Here is a 20,953-nt window from a genome sequence, read left to right as displayed (position 1 = left end):
CCTTAAGCTAAAATACCTTTTTTAGGGCCACTTTTTCCATGACACTCTTTGTATTTTTTACCACTACCACAAGGACAAGGAGAATTTCTAGGTACTTTTGCAACTTGTGCTTGTGCATTTTCATCTACACCAATTTCTGTTGTATTTGCTAAAAACTGCTCGTTTTGCTCTTGAGTTTTTTCTTCGAAATTTTGTGCTTCTTTTTGAGTAAACACTACATTAAATAGTAGTTTTAAACTATCAAATTTTACACGCTCTACAAGTTCCATAAAGAGATTATAACTTTCTTTTTTGTATTCCACCAAAGGATCTTTTTGGTTGTAACTTCTCAAGCCTATACCTGTTTTTAAAATATCCATTTGGTATAAATGCTCTCTCCATAAATTATCTAAAATTTGAAGATATAAAATTCTTTCGATTCTTCTTGCTTCACTTTCTTCAATAATATTCATTTTTTCTTTATAAGCTTGTTCTAAAATTTCAGTCAGTTTATTTTCTACTTCTACCACACCTAAGTCTTTAAAGTCTTCCTCTTTAAGTTCTAAGTTGCACTCATAGCTTACTTTTTGCTTTAAGTTATCAAAATGTTTTATATCATCTTCTAATTCAGCATTTAAATAAATTTGACTTACTAAAAAATTACTATATTCAGCAATATTTTTTAGAATTTTTTCTTGTAGATTAATTTCTTCATCTAGCAATTCATTTCTATAATTATAAATAGTTTTTCTTTGCTCATTAGCTACATCATCATATTCTAGCAAGTGTTTTCTACTTTCAAAATGCAAACTCTCTACTTTCTTTTGAGCATTTTCCACTGCACGGGTTACAATACGACTTTCTATATGCTCACCTTCTTCTATACCCAATCTCTCCATGATATTTTTAATACGATCGCCACCAAAAATTCTCAAAAGATTATCTTCTAAACTCAAATAAAACCTACTCACTCCAGGATCGCCTTGTCTTCCCGCACGACCACGAAGCTGATTGTCTATTCTTCTACTTTCATGACGTTCTGTTCCGATGATATAAAGTCCACCCAAAGCTCTTACTTCATCATCGATTTTTATATCCACACCGCGGCCTGCCATATTTGTAGCTATGGTTACTGCACCTTTTTTTCCTGCATCTTGGATAATCAAAGCTTCTTGCTCGTGATTTTTAGCATTAAGTACATGATGAGGAATACGTTCTTTAACAAGCATATTATGAAACACTTCACTTCTTTCAATACTTGCAGTTCCTACCAATACCGGCTGACCTTTTGCATTAGCTTGTTTTATTTCCTCAATCACTGCTTTAAATTTTTCTTCTTGTGTTTTATAGATCAAGTCGTCTTTATCCAACCTTGCAATTGGAATATTAGTAGGTATAGAGATAACATCTAAACTATAAATTTGAGAAAATTCTGTTGCCTCAGTTTGTGCAGTTCCTGTCATACCTGCTAACTTGCTATACATTCTAAAATAATTTTGGAAAGTAATATCTGCTAGAGTTTGACTTTCTTCTTGAATTTTCACTCCTTCTTTTGCCTCTAAGGCTTGGTGTAAACCATCGCTAAAACGTCTTCCTTCGCTCAATCTTCCTGTAAATTCATCAACTATTACAACCTGCTTATCTCTTAAAACATAATGCACATCTTTTTCAAATAAATTATGTGCTTTTAAAGCTTGATCAAGCTGATGAGCTAAAATTGCATTATCAAGACTATATAAATTTTCCACTCCGAATAATTTTTCAGCTTTAGAAATTCCAACCTCTGTGATCATAATTGTTCTATTTTTCTCATCAACAACAAAATCACCATCTGGAGTTTGTGGAGGAAGCACCGCTTCACCCCTTTGCATTTGCTTAGCAACTTCATTCGCTTTGATATAGCCATCTAAAGTTCTATTTGTAGGACCACTTATAATTAGAGGAGTTCTTGCCTCATCAATCAAAATACTATCTACTTCATCTACGATAACAAAATTATGCTCTCTTTGTACTTTTTCATGTTTTGAAAATTTCATATTATCGCGTAAATAGTCAAAACCAAATTCATTATTTGTACCATAAGTTATATCGCATTCATAAGCTTTTTTGTGTGCTTCATCGCTATTTTGTTCTGAAAGTATTACCCCTACACTAAAACCTAAAAAATTATAAATCGCGCTCATTTGTTCTGCATCTCTTTTAGCTAGGTAATCATTCACAGTAACTACATGTACGCCTTTACCACTCATAGCATTCAATACAACAGGTAAAGTTGCAACCAAGGTTTTACCCTCTCCTGTTTTCATTTCAGCTATTTTACCTTCATGCAAAACCATACCACCGATTAACTGCACATCAAAATGGCGCATATTAAGCGTTCTTTTACCCACTTCCCTTACTATTGCGAAAACTTCATTTAAAATTTGATCTAAGGTTTTTTCATGATTTTGAATTTGACTTTTAAAATCTAAAAAAATTTGTTTTAATTCATCATCGCTAAGATTTTGGTATTTTGATTCTAAAGCATTAATTTGTGCAACTCTTTTTAAGTATTTCTTCACTTCTCGATCATTTTTTGTGCCAAATACTGCTTTAAATAAATTAGAAAACATTTTTTTACCTTTATTTATAAAAATATATGCTAAATTATATCTTAGTTTTAATTAGAACTATATAAAAAGTTTTGTTTGGTTAATTTTTATATAATCAAAAAAACAAAAAAAGGACATAAATGAGAATTTTTTTATCTTTATTTTTTTTATTATATAATAGCTTTGCATTTGATATTAACTTTCAAAATTTTAGTAGTGATTTTGAACAAAAAGTTACAAGCAACAATGCAACACTAAACTATAAGGGTAATTTTATCATTACACAAAATAAAGCTTTTTGGAACTATACCCAACCCAATCAAAAACAAATTTACATCAATCATAAAGAAGTTGTGATCATAGAGCCTGAACTAGAGCAAGTCATTTATACGCATTTGCAAAATTTACCAAATCTTCAAGAAATTTTCAAACAAGCAAAGCAAATATCAAAAGAAAAATACGAAGCAAAATACGAAAACATCACTTATTTTATTCAACTAAAAAATGACAAATTAAATGATATCTCCTACAAAGATGAGCTAGAAAATTCTGTTAGTATTCATTTTTTTAATCAAAAATTTGATCAAAAAATAAATGATGAAGTTTTTTTACCAAAAATTCCAAGTCATTTTGATATTATTCAATAATCAAAATGGTATCTCTTTAAATAAATCTTGCTGATCTTTGCTTGGTGCTAACATTTGCATTTGCGCATCTTGCATTGTTTTTAATATCATATCCATTGCCTCTTTGCTTGTATTAGCATCTTGAGTTGAGCTTGGATTATTGTCATTTGCAACATCATTTATCACTTGAGTAGCATTGAGATCTTTTGTTGAATTTTGCTCTTGTTTTTTTGTAACTTTTGGGGTATTGATTATTTCTTTTGTAAGTTCTTTTTTATCATCATCTTCTAAGTCTTTAACATAACGCTTAAATTCCTCCAAATCAAATGGTGCAACTGAGTTGATTTTTAAAATATAAATATTGCTAATTTGTGTTTTGTACTTTTTATTGCTAAATTTCAATAAAGTTTCTTTGAAATTATTTTTTCCTATTTCTGTGAACAAGTCTTCATAAAAATAACTAGATATGATCGTATTTAACGCATCTGTGATTTTATTATAATCTAAATTTTCTCCTTCAAAATCTAAACTTAGCTCGATTTTTTTTAAAGTGTTTGCTCCGGTTTTGGAATATAAATCTGTTCTAAAATCTTCTATACTTAAAGTATTTGCAAAGACACCAAAGTACGCACATAATAAAAATGCAATCAATCTCATCTCATTCCTCATTTTCTTCTAAATCAATAAATTTTTCCTTTGAGTAAAACTGTTTCACTTCTTTGTCAGTTTTTAAAACACTTAAAAAATAATTCTCAAAAGGCATTTTATAATTATATACGATTTTCAAATGACAAGGATTAACAGCCCTAGAAAGACACACATATAATTGTCCTTTTTCAAAAATTCCATCAATATCACATATTAACTTATCTATACTCATACCTTGAGACTTATGAATTGTAATGGCATAAGCTAGCTTTATTGGATATTGAATAAATTTCGCCTTGATTTTAGCCTCCAATCGATCATTTTTATCCAATTCGTATTCTTCCAAAATATATTCGTAAACTTTTAATTTTAATCTTTCTTTATTGTTTTTCTCTATTAAAATAAATTCTTGCTCTTCATCTTTTATGAAGTCTATTATAACTCCTTGCTCGCCATTATAATAATTTTCTTCTTTATTATTAACACAAAAAATAATCTTAGCACCTATTTTTAACTTTAACTCCTCTAATGAATTTAAACCATTGATCCACTGTTGATAACTTTTATCATCCAAATTTTGATCAATCTTCTCACTAAAAGCCTTAAAAATTCTTTCTTCACCTTGCAGTAAATTTAATTTTTTTGTATTGATATCGTTAGTTTTTTTATTTGTTGCGCACAATAGCGTGTATTCATCCATGTAGATAAGCAAATCTTTTGGAAGTATAAGCATTTTTTTAAAAAAATCTAGTATTTGCTGATTAACCTCACCCATTCTAATAAAAAATAAATATTCATAAAAAAGCTTATCCATAGTTCTTTTTGTAATGGTAAGTTTTAAATTGGTAAATTTTAAATCAACCCATGCTTGAGAAGAAAAGGCGTACAAAGAGTGATTAAACAAACTATTATGCACTTGAGAATTTTTAAAATTTACCACAGGAGGAAGTTGAAAAAAATCTCCAACTAACAAGATTTTGCCATTAAATTCACTTCTTGATAGTCTATAGTATATCATCTCCATTAAAGAAGCACTAACCATGGATATTTCATCGATAACCAACAAATCGCATTGTTTTAAAATTCTTCTAATTTTTTCTAATTTATCTTTTTGATTTCTATCTTCATAATATAACTCTTCATAGTTTGCACATCTACCAAAACCAAAAAAACTATGTAAGGTTACCCCACCTATATTAAATGCACTTAGTGCTGTAGAACCTAATACAATTGCAATTTTTCCCTGTTTTCTATACGATTTAATAAGTTCTATGGTTAAAAATGACTTCCCAACTCCTGCTCCACCGCTTAAGAAAACATGCCCATCTTCTAAAAAATATCTTATTCTCTCTAAAACCATTTTAAAATTATAGTATCTTTTCTATAACAACCCCCCCCTCCCACAAACAACCTAAAAACTATAAAAAACAATTAACCCACATCCACCATACACCCTAAAAAGCCATAATTACACCAACAAGTTTACCAAAGCTACTTTCTTATATTAATCAATAATCCTAAGCCTATTAATGATAAAAAACAATATCTTATTAAATAAAAACATCTATAACAATCTAAGCAAATAAACAAGCAATCTATCAATTATAAATAATACACACCTAAGAACATAAAACTACAATTTCATCTAAAAAACCCATAAAAGCAAATTTAATAAAGCAATAAAAAAGATATACACAATTAAAAATTAAAACAAGCCTCCATAAATTATTAAAATAATTTAATACAAACTACAAAGCACCGCCAACTAAAAAACTAAAAAACTAAAAAAGTAATTTACCAAACTTACTATAAGCATTTTAAAGCTAAAACAACTAAACCTTCAAACCAACTAAGCCAACTATTAAAATAATTCAATCACAATAACACAACTTAAAAGCTATAGCAACCAAATAAACCAACTCTATACAAAAACGCTACGCCCACCCCCCCCCACACACACAAACCACACAAACCACACAAACCACACAAACCACACAAACCACACAAACCACACAAACCACACAAACTACACAAACTACACAAACTACACAAACTACACAAACTACACAAACTACACAAACTAATCAAACTAATCCACGACAAGCAGTAAAAACTAACTTAACCACTAAACAATTCATGATCGCACCATAAAAGAAATAAAAGAAACCTACTTTTTACAACTATCTCTAAAGCTCTTTATTATAATTTAATCACTTTCCTAGAAAGATATTTATTATAAAAAACCATAAAAGAAATAAATTATAAAACAATAAAAACTATCTCTAATAAAAAAAACAAAGAATAAACTAATTAAGGATTTAACTAAGTAATAAGTAAGAATAATAAGAGAATTAACAAGTCCGCAATGAGCTACTTTCCCCCTGCCAGTAAGGCGTAGTATCATCACCCACGATGTGCTTAGCTTCTTGGTTCGGGATGGAGCAAGGCGTCTCCACATCTGTATAATCACGGACATTGTTATTTAAATATTCTATTTAAATCTTTATACTGTTTTATCAAGAATACTTAAAAAACAATGTTAAGAGCAAGTTCTAATATCAACGAACTTCTACTATAAGATTTTACTTTTAAGACTAAAGCTTAATAAAAACCTTAACAAGGAAGTGATGCTTAAATAAGATAAGCCAAACGCTCTATTAGTACTGGTCAGCTAAAGGACTTTCATCCATTACACACCCAGCCTATCAAACTAGTAGTCTTCTAGAGAGCTTAGAGAAGATTCATCTTAGAGTTGGCTTCACGCTTAGATGCTTTCAGCGTTTATCCGTTCCAAACTTAGCTACGCTGCGATGCTCTTGGCAGAACAACAGCTACACCAGTGGTTTGTTCAACCCGGTCCTCTCGTACTAGGGTCAAATCTCTTCAATCTTCTTACGCCCACGGCAGATAGGGACCGAACTGTCTCACGACGTTCTGAACCCAGCTCGCGTACCGCTTTAAATGGCGAACAGCCATACCCTTGGGACCTGCTCCAGCCCCAGGATGCGATGAGCCGACATCGAGGTGCCAAACCTCCCCGTCGATGTGAGCTCTTGGGGGAGATCAGCCTGTTATCCCCGGGGTACCTTTTATCCTTTGAGCGATGGCCCTTCCACACAGAACCACCGGATCACTAAGACCGACTTTCGTCTCTGCTTGACTTGTATGTCTTGCAGTTAAGCTGGCTTATACCTTTATACTCTACGAACGATTTCCAACCGTTCTGAGCCAACCTTTGTAAGCCTCCGTTATTATTTGGGAGGCGACCGCCCCAGTCAAACTACCCACCAGACATTGTCCCACTTGAGGATAACTCAAGCTGGTTAGCTACCCAAATAAGAAAGAGTGGTATCTCAACAACGGCTCATATACAACTGGCGTCATATACTCAAAGCCTCCCACCTATCCTGCACATTCTTATCCAAATAGCAGTGTCAAGCTGTAGTAAAGGTCCACGGGGTCTTTCCGTCTTGCCGCGGGTAGGAGGAATTTTCACCTCCACTACAATTTCACTGGATCCCTCTTTGAGACAGCTCCCATCTCGTTACGCCATTCATGCAGGTCGGTATTTAACCGACAAGGAATTTCGCTACCTTAGGACCGTTATAGTTACGGCCGCCGTTTACTCGGGCTTCGATCAAGAGCTTCGCTAATGCTAACCCCATCAATTAACCTTCGAGCACCGGGCAGGCGTCACACCCTATACATCCTCTTACGAGTTAGCAGAGTGCTGTGTTTTTGGTAAACAGTCGGGAGGGACTCTTTGTTGTAAGTTTCTTCGCTTTCGGAGTAAATCCTAATACGAAGCGAACCACACCTTATACCGAAGATACGGTGCTATTTTGCAGAGTTCCTTAAAGAGAGTTCTTCCACGCGCCTTAGAATACTCATCCCACCCACCTGTGTCGGTTTACGGTACGGGCAACATTAGCTAAACTTAGAAACTTTTCTTGGCTCGACGGCATCAGCAATTCTCCTCGCTGTCCGAAGACTTTGAAGAGCCTTTCAGTTCTCGGAGTATTGTTATACGGATTTGCCTATATAACCTCCTACGACCTTAGACTAGCACTTCCATCCGCTAGCTTGCTTAGCCCTAAGCGTCCTTCCATCGCACACTAATGTTGGTATTGGAATATTAACCAATTTGCCATCGTCTACCCCTTTCGGACTCGACTTAGGACCCGACTAACCCTACGATGACGAGCATCGCGTAGGAAACCTTGGGTTTACGGCGTTAATGATTCTCACATTAATTATCGCTACTCATGCCTGCATGCTCACTTCTATTCGCTCCAGCACTCCTTACCGGTATACCTTCGGCGCAAATAGAACGCTCTCCTACCACTTGATAAAATCAAGTCTACAGCTTCGGTACTTACTTTAGCCCCGTTATATTTTCCGCGCAAAATCACTAGACCAGTGAGCTATTACGCTTTCTTTAAAGGATGGCTGCTTCTAAGCCAACCTCCTGGTTGTTTAAGTAACTTCACATCGTTTTCCACTTAAGTAAGATTTAGGGACCTTAGCTGGTAGTCTGGGTTGTTTCCCTCTTGACGACGGATTTTATCACTCGCCGCCTGACTGCTGTGATTACATATAAGGTATTCGGAGTTTGATAGGGTTTGGTACATTGGTGTATGCCCTAGCCCATTCAGTGCTCTACCCCCTTATATTACGACACAACGCTATACCTAAATATATTTCGGAGAGAACCAGCTATCACGAAGTTTGATTGGCCTTTCACCCCTATCCACAAGTCATCCGGGGGCTTTTCAACGCCTATCGGTTCAGTCCTCCACTAGTTCTTACACTAGCTTCAACTTGCTCATGGATAGATCACTTCGTTTCGGGTCTGCAGCATCTGACTTAATCGCCCTATTCAGACTCGCTTTCGCTACGGCTTCGCGTGTGCTTAACCTTGCCAGACACCACAACTCGCAGGCTCATTATGCAAAAGGCAGTCCATCACACTGTATTGCTACATAGTGCTCTGAATGATTGTAAGCAAATGGTTTCAGGTTCTATTTCACTCTGATCACCTCAGTTCTTTTCACCTTTCCCTCACGGTACTTGTGCACTATCGGTCTGGTAGTAGTATTTAGGGTTGGATCGTGGTCGACCCAGCTTCAGACAGGATTCCTCGTGTCCCGCCCTACTCAGGATACTGCTAGCTAAGGTTTGGTTTTCGTATACGGGACTATCACCCTCTATGGCTACACTTTCCAGAGTGTTCTACTAACCTCACCTATTGCACATTGCAGTCCTACAACCCCCAGTGCAAGCACTGGGTTTGCCCTCTTGCGCTTTCGCTCGCCGCTACTGACGCAATCTCTATTGATTTCTTTTCCTGTAGGTACTAAGATGTTTCAATTCCCTACGTTCGCTCCATTATGGTAGTATATATCTCTATATACTGGGTTGCCCCATTCGGAAATCTACGGATCAAAGCTTCTTGACAGCTCCCCGTAGCTTATCGCAGTCTAGTACGTCCTTCATCGCCTTTACCAGCCAAGGCATCCACCATTCGCTCTTAATAGCTTACCTTTTAAATTCATTCTAAAACGCATCACTTCCTTGCTAAAGTTTTTATGATAAGACTTTACTATCTTAAGACGGAAAGCATTTAAACACTTAATAAAACTAAAAATATTAGTCCAACTAAGCTGTGAGTTTAAAACTTGTCTTTAACTAAAAGCTAAAGAAAAGATAGCTAGGTTTTATCCTTTAACAAGTCCTGTAAAATTGTTTTTATTAAAACTTGCTTGTGACTCTTAACAATGATAATTCAAATAACATTAAATAACTAATCTAATATATAAAATATTCTATTATTTATTTAGCTTAGGTCTTAAAACCTAAAGGAAGTATATATCAAGAGTTTAAATAATTTAAAAACATAAGTAATAAATCATTTTACTTTACTTATTGCTTTATTATTAGCTATATACTTGCTTTAAGTTTTAAAACTTTAATTTATGATTGATAAACAAATCTTTTATGGTGGGCCTAACAAGACTTGAACTTGTGACCTCACCCTTATCAGGGGTGCACTCTAACCAGCTGAGCTATAGGCCCTTAATAAATGGTGGAGAATAGCGGGATCGAACCGCTGACCTCCTGCGTGCAAAGCAGGCGCTCTCCCAGCTGAGCTAATTCCCCAAAATTAGCTTTTCATCAATCTTTGAAATCTAAACAAGGATGATTGAGTCTATATATGAACTGATAGTTGTGAGACTTATCAGTTTGTACTCTAGAAAGGAGGTGATCCAACCGCAGGTTCTCCTACGGTTACCTTGTTACGACTTCACCCCAGTCGCTGATTCCACTGTGGACGGTAACTAGTTTAGTATTCCGGCTTCGAGTGAAATCAACTCCCATGGTGTGACGGGCGGTGAGTACAAGACCCGGGAACGTATTCACCGTAGCATGGCTGATCTACGATTACTAGCGATTCCGGCTTCATGCTCTCGAGTTGCAGAGAACAATCCGAACTGGGACATATTTTATAGATTTGCTCCACCTCGCGGTATTGCGTCTCATTGTATATGCCATTGTAGCACGTGTGTCGCCCTGGGCATAAGGGCCATGATGACTTGACGTCGTCCACACCTTCCTCCTCCTTACGAAGGCAGTCTATTTAGAGTGCTCGGCCGAACCGTTAGCAACTAAATACGTGGGTTGCGCTCGTTGCGGGACTTAACCCAACATCTCACGACACGAGCTGACGACAGCCGTGCAGCACCTGTCTCTAAGTTCTAGCAAGCTAGCACCCTCATATCTCTATAAGGTTCTTAGGATATCAAGCCCAGGTAAGGTTCTTCGCGTATCTTCGAATTAAACCACATGCTCCACCGCTTGTGCGGGTCCCCGTCTATTCCTTTGAGTTTTAATCTTGCGACCGTACTCCCCAGGCGGTACACTTAATGCGTTAGCTGCATTACTGAGATGACTAGCACCCCAACAACTAGTGTACATCGTTTAGGGCGTGGACTACCAGGGTATCTAATCCTGTTTGCTCCCCACGCTTTCGCGCCTTAGCGTCAGTTAAGTTCCAGCAGATCGCCTTCGCAATGGGTATTCTTGGTGATATCTACGGATTTTACCCCTACACCACCAATTCCATCTGCCTCTCCCTCACTCTAGACTACCAGTTTCCCAAGCAGTTCAACGGTTAAGCCGTTGGATTTCACAAGAGACTTGATAATCCGCCTACGCGCCCTTTACGCCCAGTGATTCCGAGTAACGCTTGCACCCTCCGTATTACCGCGGCTGCTGGCACGGAGTTAGCCGGTGCTTATTCCTTAGGTACCGTCAGAATTCTTCCCTAAGAAAAGGAGTTTACGCTCCGAAAAGTGTCATCCTCCACGCGGCGTTGCTGCGTCAGGGTTTCCCCCATTGCGCAATATTCCCTACTGCTGCCTCCCGTAGGAGTCTGGACCGTGTCTCAGTTCCAGTGTGACTGATCATCCTCTCAGACCAGTTAAGCGTCATAGCCTTGGTGAGCCATTACCTCACCAACTAGCTGATACTATATAGTCTCATCCTACACCGAAAAAACTTTCCCTACTCAACTTGTGTTAAGCAGGAGTATAGAGTATTAGCAGTCGTTTCCAACTGTTGTCCTCTTGTGTAGGGCAGATTAACTATACCTTACTCACCCGTGCGCCACTAATCCACTTCTAGCAAGCTAAAAGCTTCATCGTTCGACTTGCATGTATTAGGCACGCCGCCAGCGTTCACTCTGAGCCAGGATCAAACTCTCCATAAAAAATAATTGGATAAGTTTAATCTTTTTCTTCAAAGAAAAAGTTGATTGTTAAGATTTAAAAATAAATCTTTCTGGCTCAATCGATCACTTATTTAGATTTCAAAGATTGACTATAAGATTTGATTAACAATATTAATAATTTAAAGAACAAATACTAAAAAATTAAGACAAAAAATCTTAGCTTTTTAAATCCCTTTCGTTTGAAAAGGAAATGAAATTATAGCAACAAAAGCTTAAAGTTTTATTAAATGAAAAAAGAAATGAAAATAAAAAAAGAAATTTATAGAAAGGAGAATTTATAAATATAGAATAATAAATATAAAAGAATATAAAGTGTATTGATATAGGGTGTATGAAGTGAAGTGTGTTAAAGAAGTGGGGGGGGCACAAAAGCGGTGAATTAAAAATAAATCCCACCGCTTAAGTATAGTTTCATTCTATGATCATCATCGTATTTGTATTGATGTAGCGCTCTTGCTACATCTAATTTTATATAATACTCATTTGCTTTATTATAAGTATTTGTAAGCCTATTGCATCTAAAAAATGCTCATCTGCTAATCTATCTCCTGAATCTTTTTCATACCAAGCATAACCTATATCATAAAAGGGAGTAAAATAAAAATTCGTATTTGGTAGATTAATTCTTATACCAAAGTTAGCCACTATGGTATTATCTCCATCACCCTCACCATTATCATACGCTCTTACTCCATAAGCTCCACCTAAAGAGGAACTCTCAGAAGAATCTAATTCAAAATTTCCTAATACCTTTTGATAATTGATGTTTAATGTATGAGTGATGTATTCATTAATACTGTAATAATTATTCACACTAGCATTGAGTTTTCTAAACCAACCAAAGCCTTTAGATCCACTTTTAGATGTACTTCCAAATATAGTAGTACCATCATCATATACCTTACCTATACTTACTTTTGCACTATAACTTAAGGTGTTGTTTTCAAAGCCTCTAAATAAACCTTCTAATCCCATACTCCCTACATTAGAATGTTTATCAAAGGTTAAAAGATCCAAAGTTACATCGCTAAGTATCTTATGATAAATACTAGAAGTAAAGTACAAAGAGGAATTAGTATTAATCCACACAGGATAAGAAAAGTCTATACCAAAATTTCTAGAAGTACCACTAAAACCTAAACCCTCATAATCTCCACCTAAAGAATAAGTTCCTTGAGATATGCTTGGAGTAATTTTTAAATTTCCTAAAAAGAAAGTATAACTAGCCCCGTAGTTGATTTGTTTTTCATTGCTTGATTGTAAGTAAAAATTATAATAATCTCCCATATTCAATATAGAATTAAATCCCATACTAATACCAGCTCTTATATCCCCTGCACTTTTAATGCCATAATTATCAGTATATAATAATACATTAGCCTTAGTATCAGGGACTACTTCTATCACAACATCAGTTTCCCCTACATTCTCTCCTGCTTGTAAACCTGCTAAGGTTTGCACTCCATACATTTCATTGACTTTATATACACTATCTTCTATGAGTTTAGTAGAGATGATTTTACCTTTGATTCTTTCATTAAGCTTACTTTCTATGAAATGATCTTTTATAGTCGTTTTATTTTTTACAACATACTTACCCAGTGTTCCTAAGGCTATGTTAATTTGTATATTATCTTCAAATTCTTGTTGGGGTACATAAGCAGTTGCTGCAGGATAGCCATTGACTTGAAAATAATAAGCAATGATATTAGATATATCTTGCAAATCTTGCAAACTAAATTTTCTCATACTAAATTCACCTACAAGGTTTTGTAGGTTTTCTTCTTTAATGCCTAGTTTTTCAAAGCTAGTGTTTTCATTAACGATGACAAATTTATAATGAGTGATAACTTTTTTAGATGTGGCATTTGAGTTGTTTTGATGATGTGGCTGATGAGGCGTTTTGGTATTAGTTTCATCTTCTTGTTTGAGTTTTTCTTTTAAAATTTCTTTTTTTTCTTCAAAGTCTTTTTTAGCCTCTTGGCTTTTTTCATAATCTTCTTTGGTTTTTAGATTTTCTTTGATGGCTTTGTTTTGAGGGAGGTTTCTATCAGGAGATAGTTCTATAACCTTTTCTATATCATTTTTAGCTATGCTAATGCCTCCTTCATTAGCATAGATTAAAGAACTAAGTGCTATGGTGCTAAGTAAGAGTTTTTTCATAAATCTTTCATTCCTTATTTAACATTATCAATTAATACAAGCATTCATTACTTTAGAATTTGAGCTTGTCACACATGTTTTTTTATAATCATCGCCTTCGGTCTCACCTATGATGTTTATTTCAGGTTCTTTTCTTATGAAATCATTTCCCATTAATCCAAATGGCACTCCGCCAAAAGTCACATACTCTACCTGATCTACTCGATCAGGTAGAGTTGGAAACAAATCAATCCAAGGTAAATCCGGTTTTGAAGAATTCCCAGGATTAATATTTACTGCTTCTAGTATAGGTTTATAAGCTGTTTGAGCATAATCACCTACTAACAAAAAACTGCCATTATCTATTTTGTATTCTATTTTAGATTTAATATCTGACAAGCCCAACTGACTTAAGATAGCATCTTGCTGTTTTGATAATGAATTAATACTCAAGAGTAATTCACTAAGCACATTTGTATCAATTTGAGTGTTATTTCTTACATATTCGTTGTATTGATCTGCCAAAGCTTGCAATTGTTTTTTAATCTCTTCTAACTCTGCAATAAGCGAGTTAGAATTTAAAACAACATCTTTTAGATCATTTTTTAAAGCAAAACTAATTCTATCTTTATTTTCTAAGACCTTATCCATATTTGCTTTAATATTTTTGATATAAAAATCACGAATTCCACTTTCAAATTTATCTTCTGATGCTTGATTTAATCCATTATCTTGGTATGCTGCGATAAAATCTAAACTTTGTATGATTTTCAAAGCTTCTTCTTTGTTATTAACCGTATCTTTAAGAAAATATTTAGAGATAAATTCGATCTTTTCTTCCAAGGTCATTAATTTATAATCTTTCTCTGCCAACATTTGCAATAAGGTATCAATGTATACTTTATAATGTTGCTCTATAAGATCTCCCAAGATTTCTTCTTTAATAGTAACCTCAAATAAATCATCTTCACCTAAAATCGCCTCTTCGTTTTTTATACTTTCAACATCTGGATAATTTATTTTTTCACTTTCAACAAACTCTGGTTTACTAGGAAGTTCTATAATCGGTCTTGCGATAGAATTGTCTTGATTTAAAAATTCTTTATATTTTTCTTCTTTATTCTCATCTTTATATGTGTGAATATTTACTTGTGTATCTTTCCAGTAATTTTTATCAGAATCTACATCAGAAAAATCACTTTCATGATGATATACATGAATATCATCAAAAAACAGTTTTGATGTTTTATCATCATAAGCGCTGATGAATTTTCCACTTATTGCTTTTCCTTCACTTGCAAACGACTGTATTTGAGAATCTTTTTCAAAAAATAAATATATATTTTTTAAATTTAACTCAAAATCTTTGCCTGTACCACGGCCATCCACACGACCTATAAAACCTCCCGCATTCGCAAAATCACCTTTACCATATGCTTGAATATTTTTAATATTATACAAACTTATATTACTTAGATCTCCTTGACCTTCTTTTTGGATCCATCCTGCAAAACCACCGACATTTACTATGCTATTTTTATCTTGCTCTAATCTACCCAAGATAGTATCAATATCTCTTATAGTAATATTTGATATTGTTAATTTGTCGCTTCTATATCCTTCTATTTTACCTGCAAATCCTCCTGCAACAGCACGACCAGTTTCTAGGTTGTTATCATTGATAGCTTCTATTTTATTAGCTTTTATGCTGATATTATCAAAAATACCTCCATTAGCAAAGCCTACAAATCCTCCTGCATAAGCATTACCATTATTTTCTGAATCATCATAAAACACACTTTGACTATCTTTATTAATACTTTTAATATTTCCAACCGCTATGCTAATATTACTAAATTCGCTTTCGCCAGAATCAATACTCCCTATAAAACCTCCAGTATATGTATTACTCGAAGAATTAAACACAGAGTTGATATCTCCTATATCTAAATTTACATTCGATATCTTGGAATTATCAAGATTACCAGAAAATCCTCCCGTAACAAACCCTCCTCTAATCTCTTTAATCCCTCTAATATCGATATTATTAAATTGTCCACCTTCAAAAGAAATTTGCCCAGCAAAACCACCAGTATATGTTTCCTTAGTAGTTTTGTCATTAAGAATTTTTTTAATATCAAAAATACTTATATTTTCAAATTTTCCATTGTTTACACTTCCTGCAAAACCACCTATGTGCGAACCAAAACTAGTACTAAGTCCACTTATCTCATCTATATTTCCAAGTAAAATTTGATCAAACGTTGCTCCATTTACGTTTCCAACAAATCCACCTACATATAAACCATTATTTGATTATGCAAAAATTTTCGAAATATTCTTAAGTTCTATATTTTCAAATTTACTACTACCGCTTGCATATCCAATAAACCCACCTGTTTGCATTGCGTGTGAAATGATAGAATTTTGATTGTAATCAACTTTTATATTTTTAAACACAGAATTATTTGCACTACCAAATATCCCTGCATAAGTGATAGATGGCATATCAGTTGTATTTATGCTAATATTGCTTAGAGTAAAGCCTTGTCCATCGAATGTTTTATTAGAAAATCCATTATCTTTTACCAATTCCCAATTATCATAAATAGCATCTTTATAACCAACTATCATATTAGTACATCCAAGTCCTTCTATACAATAGTTTGCATAGTTTTGACCACTACTTGCTTTAAAATCTATATCACTTGTAAGTCTATATTTATCAGCTGTTTCTCTAAAGCCCTCTTTGTCATCATTCCACCCTTTGGCAAAATGCCACCAATCTACATCAGAACCTATACCTACATAATCATATACTTTAAAGTTGTTATTTGTGTTTGTATATTTACCAAACACTTTAAAAGAACTAGGGTTGTAATAATATCCACTAGCATTTAAATACATAGAACCTTTAAAGTTATTGCCATCACTTCCTTTGATATTTAATTTGCTAAGTTGATTACCATTAATAGAGCTTACATCAACATGAACTTCATTGCCTTGTAAGGTTATTTCATTAGCTGAAATTTGTTTTGAGTGTTCTCCTAAATTTTTATGATAGTCAGTATATGCATTAGATATTACTTTATTGCCTTGCAAGACAACGCTAGCAGCATTGATTTCACCACCCATATTAACCACATTACCACCATTTGGTTTAAACACAGGAGAGAAAGTATTATAAGCAAGTTTTCCATCGGCAAAATCTTGCATGCTTTCATTACTCATCGACGAAGTAGAAGCCACAAAGCGATTAGCATTGATAGTTCCTGTTTTAGTAATGATTACTCCATTGGGATTGATTAAAAAGACATTATTACCACCTGCATTTAATACACCTTCTATCATAGATTTGTTAGCACCATGGGCAATGTTTAGGTAGTTTTGTTGACCTTTGAAATTATTATTTCCAAAATTTACACTTTGATCCTTACCTATATTAAAACCACCACCCCATTGTATGACTGAGTTTAGCCCATTACCACTAACTTGCATATTATTGCCATTTGTAGTTATAGTCCCGCTAGTCCCATGAGTAAATTTACCTCCACTAGGTAAAGCCATAAGAGGAGAAAAAAGCATAGAAGAAACTATGCTTGAAAGTATGATATGATTTGATAGTTTATTTGTTTTCATAGTTATCCTTTCTTATGCTTTAGTTTAAATTCACTACTATGCTTTTTGCATCTTCGCTTACACTTAGAGTGTATTTAGCTTTTTGAGCTTTTGCTTTAATGTTTTTATGCAAGCTTTGATTATTTTTAGCGATAACTTCTAATAAGCTTTGTAAATCTTTTTGATTTAGATGTTTATTGTTTGCATCTACAAAGCCTTTTTCACTTTGCATTAGAATAAAGCTTTTATTTTTTACATTATTGTTTGTATATACATTAATAGAACTATCTTTAGAAAGATTAATAGCTTCTTTAGCACTTAAATAAGCCTTAGTATGATCTTTTAAGATAAAACTATAATGATCAAAATTATTTACAAGATCAGCTTTAATGTTTGTATTTAATACTAAATGATTATTAGTATTGCTTTGATGTGCTAGTTTTTTTGGTTTAAATTGATCTTGAGTTTGAGTTTGTAAAAAGCTACCAGCTAAAAGTGTGATGTTAGTTCCTTTAGATATATTTGTATTACCACTTAGATATAAAGTATTATCATAGCTTTTATCTTTTTCACTATATACACCAGAAGCTGTTATGATGATAGTAGAGTTGTTTTTATACTCATCTATGTTTAAATTGTTAATATGAGTATAATTATCATGAGTGTTCTTAGCTATACCTGCACTAATTACTACTTCACCTTCTCTTTTATCAGAAGCTGTACCTAGGGCTAAATTATCAAAGATAAAAGTATTGTTAGCACTTTCATTTTTAGCATTAACAACATAGACATTAGAACTAGCTGCACTTGAATAATCTTTGATATTAACAATATTACCACTAGCTTTTTGATTAGCTCTTAGTATGATCTTAGAACCTTTATCTATATTAGAAGCATTTGATAAAGATTGGACTATATTATATTTTATAGTGTTTTTTTCTAAATTATCTGCTTCTATAATAGCTGTGAGATTTCTACCTGATTTTACATTGTCTAAAACTATACTATTAGCATTTGCACTACTTGCATAATAGTCTTTATTCTCCAAAGTAGCTTTGCTTACTCCATATAAATACAAAGGCATGGCAATATTAGAATGGCTGATGTTGATGCTATTGTTATTAGCTTTAGAACTAAGGGTTTTTGCTGCTGTGATTTGGATTTTATCTTGGTGGTTTTCATCTTCATAAAATGTAATAAAATCACCTTCAATGTTAATGCTATTTCCGCTGGCGCCTTTAGTAGCTATACCACCATATAAGTTAAACTCATTTGCACCTGCAAAATTATAATTAACGCCTAATGGCTTTTTAAGATTAATGCTAATGCTATTATCGTTTGCTACACCATCATTAGTCACACCTGCATAAAAATCAAACAAGGCTTTAACTTCTACATTGGTACTTAAAGAAGCTAAAGTTTGCAAACCTTTTATATCTATAGTATTTTTATAAGCATTACCTTGTACAATTTTACCACCAAAAATGTCACCTACTAAAATAGCATTATAAATAAATGGAGTGCCTTTGGTATCTACCTTTAAACCCAAAGTTAAATCTTCAATAGTTAAAGAATTATTGCTTACTTCATAAGCTTGGCTATTGTTTACATTTACAAAGGCTCCACCCAAATGAGTCCACGACAACGTAGAATAAGAATCAATCGGTCCATGCACCAACAAAGAAGCACCATCTATGACGACTTTATTATTTTTAGCATTAGCATTATAAGCAATAGCTCCTGCAATATGAGTGGCTCTTTCATCAAAACTCAACCCGCCAATCTTGCTTTTTCTATATGGCGTAGAATGAAAATCTATCTTTGCACCCTTATTTAAAATCACACTATTATTATGCGTATTTGCATCTACACCAAATGCACCTAAGATATATGGAGCACCATTTAAAGGCAAAGTGTAAGTGTTTTCAACACCCATATTTACATAGGCATCTTTTAAGAAATTTAAGGTGTTATGGCTTGCTTCGCCTTTTCTTGCTATAGCTGGAGTGATTAAAAAATTATATTTATTATCCAAGCCACTAGCTTTAGGGCTAGCCACCTCTTTATCGGTTGGTTTTAGATAATACACTGAAGATAATTCTCCTGATTTTAATACCAAGGTATTATCATTAGCTTTTGCATTAAAGACATAAGCAGAAACCAAGAAAGGTATGTAGCTAGTTTGATGGACAGTAGCACTATAAAAACTGGTATTATGAAGCCCATTGATAACAAACATACCTTCTTTGATATTTGGAGTAAGCATATCTTGCTTAAAAGCAAGTTCTCTTGCTTTATTTTGGGTATCATGAATATTGTCTTTAGGGTTATCATAGATCAAAGTGATATTAGAAATATCTTTGCCATCACTCATTTGACCATAGAAGTTTTTACCATTTAAGAATTTATATGTGTTTTCTTGATAATCATATACATCATGATTAGAAAAACTATGTTCTTTAATAATATAAGCATTAGATGTCTTATCATACTCTGCATGGGTGGCTGCGTTTAAAGAATTTAGCAAAGTAAATGCAACCAATGATGTTTTTAATAAACCCTTGCAACTCTCCTTTATAGAGTGGTCTTTGGAAATTTTTTTATTCATTCAAAAGCTCTTTCAAGAATATTTAATAAATATTATTAATGATTTATTTTAATGCAAAATGTAATAATAATTACAACAACTAATTAACAAACAAATTTGAATATTAATATTATATTTATGAATTTAAGCTTAAGGGGTAAAAAATAATTGATTTTAAATATAGATATGTAATAATAAACATTATAAAACAAAAAAGAATTTAAAAGTGAATCAAATAAAAATAATATTGGATTATATGGCGACCCCTAGAGGATTTGAACCTCTGTTATCACACAGAGAGAGTGACGTCCTGAGCCACTAGACGAAAGGGTCATTAGTGGTGTCCCGTGTTGGATTCGAACCAACGGCCCCCTCCTTAAAAGGGAGATGCTCTACCGGCTGAGCTAACGAGACAATGGCGCGGCGGACGGGGCTCGAACCCGCGACCTCCGGCGTGACAGGCCGATATTCTAACCAGCTGAACTACCGCCGCACCTAAAACAATAAAAGAATGGTGGTCACTATAAGACTCGAACTTATGACATCCACCTTGTAAGGGTGGCGCTCTACCAACTGAGCTAAGCGACCATTAAAGATTTAGTGGTGTCCCGTGTTGGATTCGAACCAACGGCCCCCTCCTTAAAAGGGAGATGCTCTACCGGCTGAGCTAACGAGACAATGGCGCGGCGGACGGGGCTCGAACCCGCGACCTCCGGCGTGACAGGCCGATATTCTAACCAGCTGAACTACCGCCGCACCTAAAACAATAAAAGAATGGTGGTCACTATAAGACTCGAACTTATGACATCCACCTTGTAAGGGTGGCGCTCTACCAACTGAGCTAAGCGACCATTAAAGATTTAGTGGTGTCCCGTGTTGGATTCGAACCAACGGCCCCCTCCTTAAAAGGGAGATGCTCTACCGGCTGAGCTAACGAGACATTCAAAAAAATGAAATTATGCCAAAAGAATAA

The 20,953-nt window shown here is 34.2% G+C and carries 8 protein-coding genes, 10 tRNA genes and 3 rRNA genes; 1 reads left to right on the top strand and 20 read right to left on the bottom strand.

Going from position 1 to position 20,953, the window contains the following annotated elements:
• Positions 1-2: 2 nt before the first annotated feature.
• Positions 3-2,591, bottom strand: coding sequence for a preprotein translocase subunit SecA (secA, locus tag A0083_RS02820; protein WP_197554015.1), 2,589 nt, complete (start codon positions 2,589-2,591; stop codon positions 3-5).
• 119 nt (positions 2,592-2,710) lie between these two features.
• Between secA and lolA the strand changes: the two genes are divergently transcribed.
• A complete protein-coding gene (lolA, locus tag A0083_RS02815) occupies positions 2,711-3,217 on the top strand; it encodes a LolA-like outer membrane lipoprotein chaperone (protein WP_120759551.1) in 507 nt (168 codons plus the stop codon).
• On the opposite strand, the gene A0083_RS08235 is transcribed toward lolA, so the two are convergent.
• From A0083_RS08235 to A0083_RS02720, 19 genes are all read right to left on the bottom strand, one after another.
• A complete protein-coding gene (locus A0083_RS08235) occupies positions 3,218-3,853 on the bottom strand; it encodes a flagellar basal body-associated FliL family protein (RefSeq protein WP_197554012.1) in 636 nt (211 codons plus the stop codon). It lies immediately after the preceding gene.
• 1 nt (position 3,854) lies between these two features.
• The gene (locus A0083_RS02805; protein ID WP_197554009.1) at positions 3,855-5,204 is read right to left on the bottom strand and encodes an ATP-dependent DNA helicase; all 1,350 of its coding nucleotides are present in this window, start codon (positions 5,202-5,204) and stop codon (positions 3,855-3,857) included.
• Positions 5,205-6,201: 997 nt separating this feature from the next.
• Positions 6,202-6,318, bottom strand: a 5S ribosomal RNA gene (gene rrf, locus A0083_RS02800).
• Positions 6,319-6,480: 162 nt separating this feature from the next.
• Positions 6,481-9,388, bottom strand: a 23S ribosomal RNA gene (locus A0083_RS02795).
• Between the two features lie 454 nt (positions 9,389-9,842).
• Positions 9,843-9,919: transfer RNA gene (locus tag A0083_RS02790), tRNA-Ile, on the bottom strand.
• Positions 9,920-9,927: 8 nt separating this feature from the next.
• Positions 9,928-10,003 (bottom strand) — tRNA-Ala (locus A0083_RS02785).
• 95 nt (positions 10,004-10,098) lie between these two features.
• Positions 10,099-11,612, bottom strand: a 16S ribosomal RNA gene (locus A0083_RS02780).
• The 16S, 23S and 5S rRNA genes sit together here with 2 tRNA genes alongside, the layout of an rRNA operon.
• A 489-nt stretch (positions 11,613-12,101) precedes the next feature.
• The gene (locus A0083_RS02775) at positions 12,102-13,796 is read right to left on the bottom strand and encodes a ShlB/FhaC/HecB family hemolysin secretion/activation protein (protein ID WP_232087569.1); all 1,695 of its coding nucleotides are present in this window, start codon (positions 13,794-13,796) and stop codon (positions 12,102-12,104) included.
• Positions 13,797-13,823: 27 nt separating this feature from the next.
• Positions 13,824-15,701 carry a hypothetical protein gene (locus tag A0083_RS02770; RefSeq protein WP_197554006.1) on the bottom strand — a complete coding sequence of 626 codons (1,878 nt, stop codon included), beginning with the start codon at positions 15,699-15,701 and terminating at the stop codon, positions 13,824-13,826.
• Between the two features lie 390 nt (positions 15,702-16,091).
• Entirely contained in the window at positions 16,092-17,414 is a 1,323-nt protein-coding gene (locus A0083_RS02765; protein WP_197554003.1) for a two-partner secretion domain-containing protein, read from the bottom strand.
• Between the two features lie 19 nt (positions 17,415-17,433).
• Positions 17,434-20,001 (bottom strand): hypothetical protein, encoded by a 2,568-nt coding sequence (locus tag A0083_RS02760; RefSeq protein ID WP_197554000.1) that lies wholly within the window; start codon positions 19,999-20,001, stop codon positions 17,434-17,436.
• A 236-nt stretch (positions 20,002-20,237) separates the two neighbouring features.
• Positions 20,238-20,313 (bottom strand) — tRNA-Glu (locus A0083_RS02755).
• A 5-nt stretch (positions 20,314-20,318) separates the two neighbouring features.
• A tRNA-Lys gene (locus A0083_RS02750) sits at positions 20,319-20,394 on the bottom strand.
• Positions 20,395-20,396: 2 nt separating this feature from the next.
• Positions 20,397-20,473 (bottom strand) — tRNA-Asp (locus A0083_RS02745).
• Positions 20,474-20,492: 19 nt separating this feature from the next.
• A tRNA-Val gene (locus A0083_RS02740) sits at positions 20,493-20,568 on the bottom strand.
• 13 nt (positions 20,569-20,581) lie between these two features.
• Positions 20,582-20,657 (bottom strand) — tRNA-Lys (locus A0083_RS02735).
• Positions 20,658-20,659: 2 nt separating this feature from the next.
• Positions 20,660-20,736, bottom strand: a tRNA-Asp gene (locus A0083_RS02730).
• A gap of 19 nt (positions 20,737-20,755) precedes the next feature.
• Positions 20,756-20,831 (bottom strand) — tRNA-Val (locus A0083_RS02725).
• Between the two features lie 13 nt (positions 20,832-20,844).
• Positions 20,845-20,920 (bottom strand) — tRNA-Lys (locus tag A0083_RS02720).
• Positions 20,921-20,953 lie beyond the last annotated feature (33 nt).

It is taken from the genome of Campylobacter sp. 2014D-0216 (assembly GCF_014931215.1).
Classification (GTDB): domain Bacteria; phylum Campylobacterota; class Campylobacteria; order Campylobacterales; family Campylobacteraceae; genus Campylobacter_D.
This window is presented reverse-complemented; position numbering and strand designations above follow the sequence as displayed.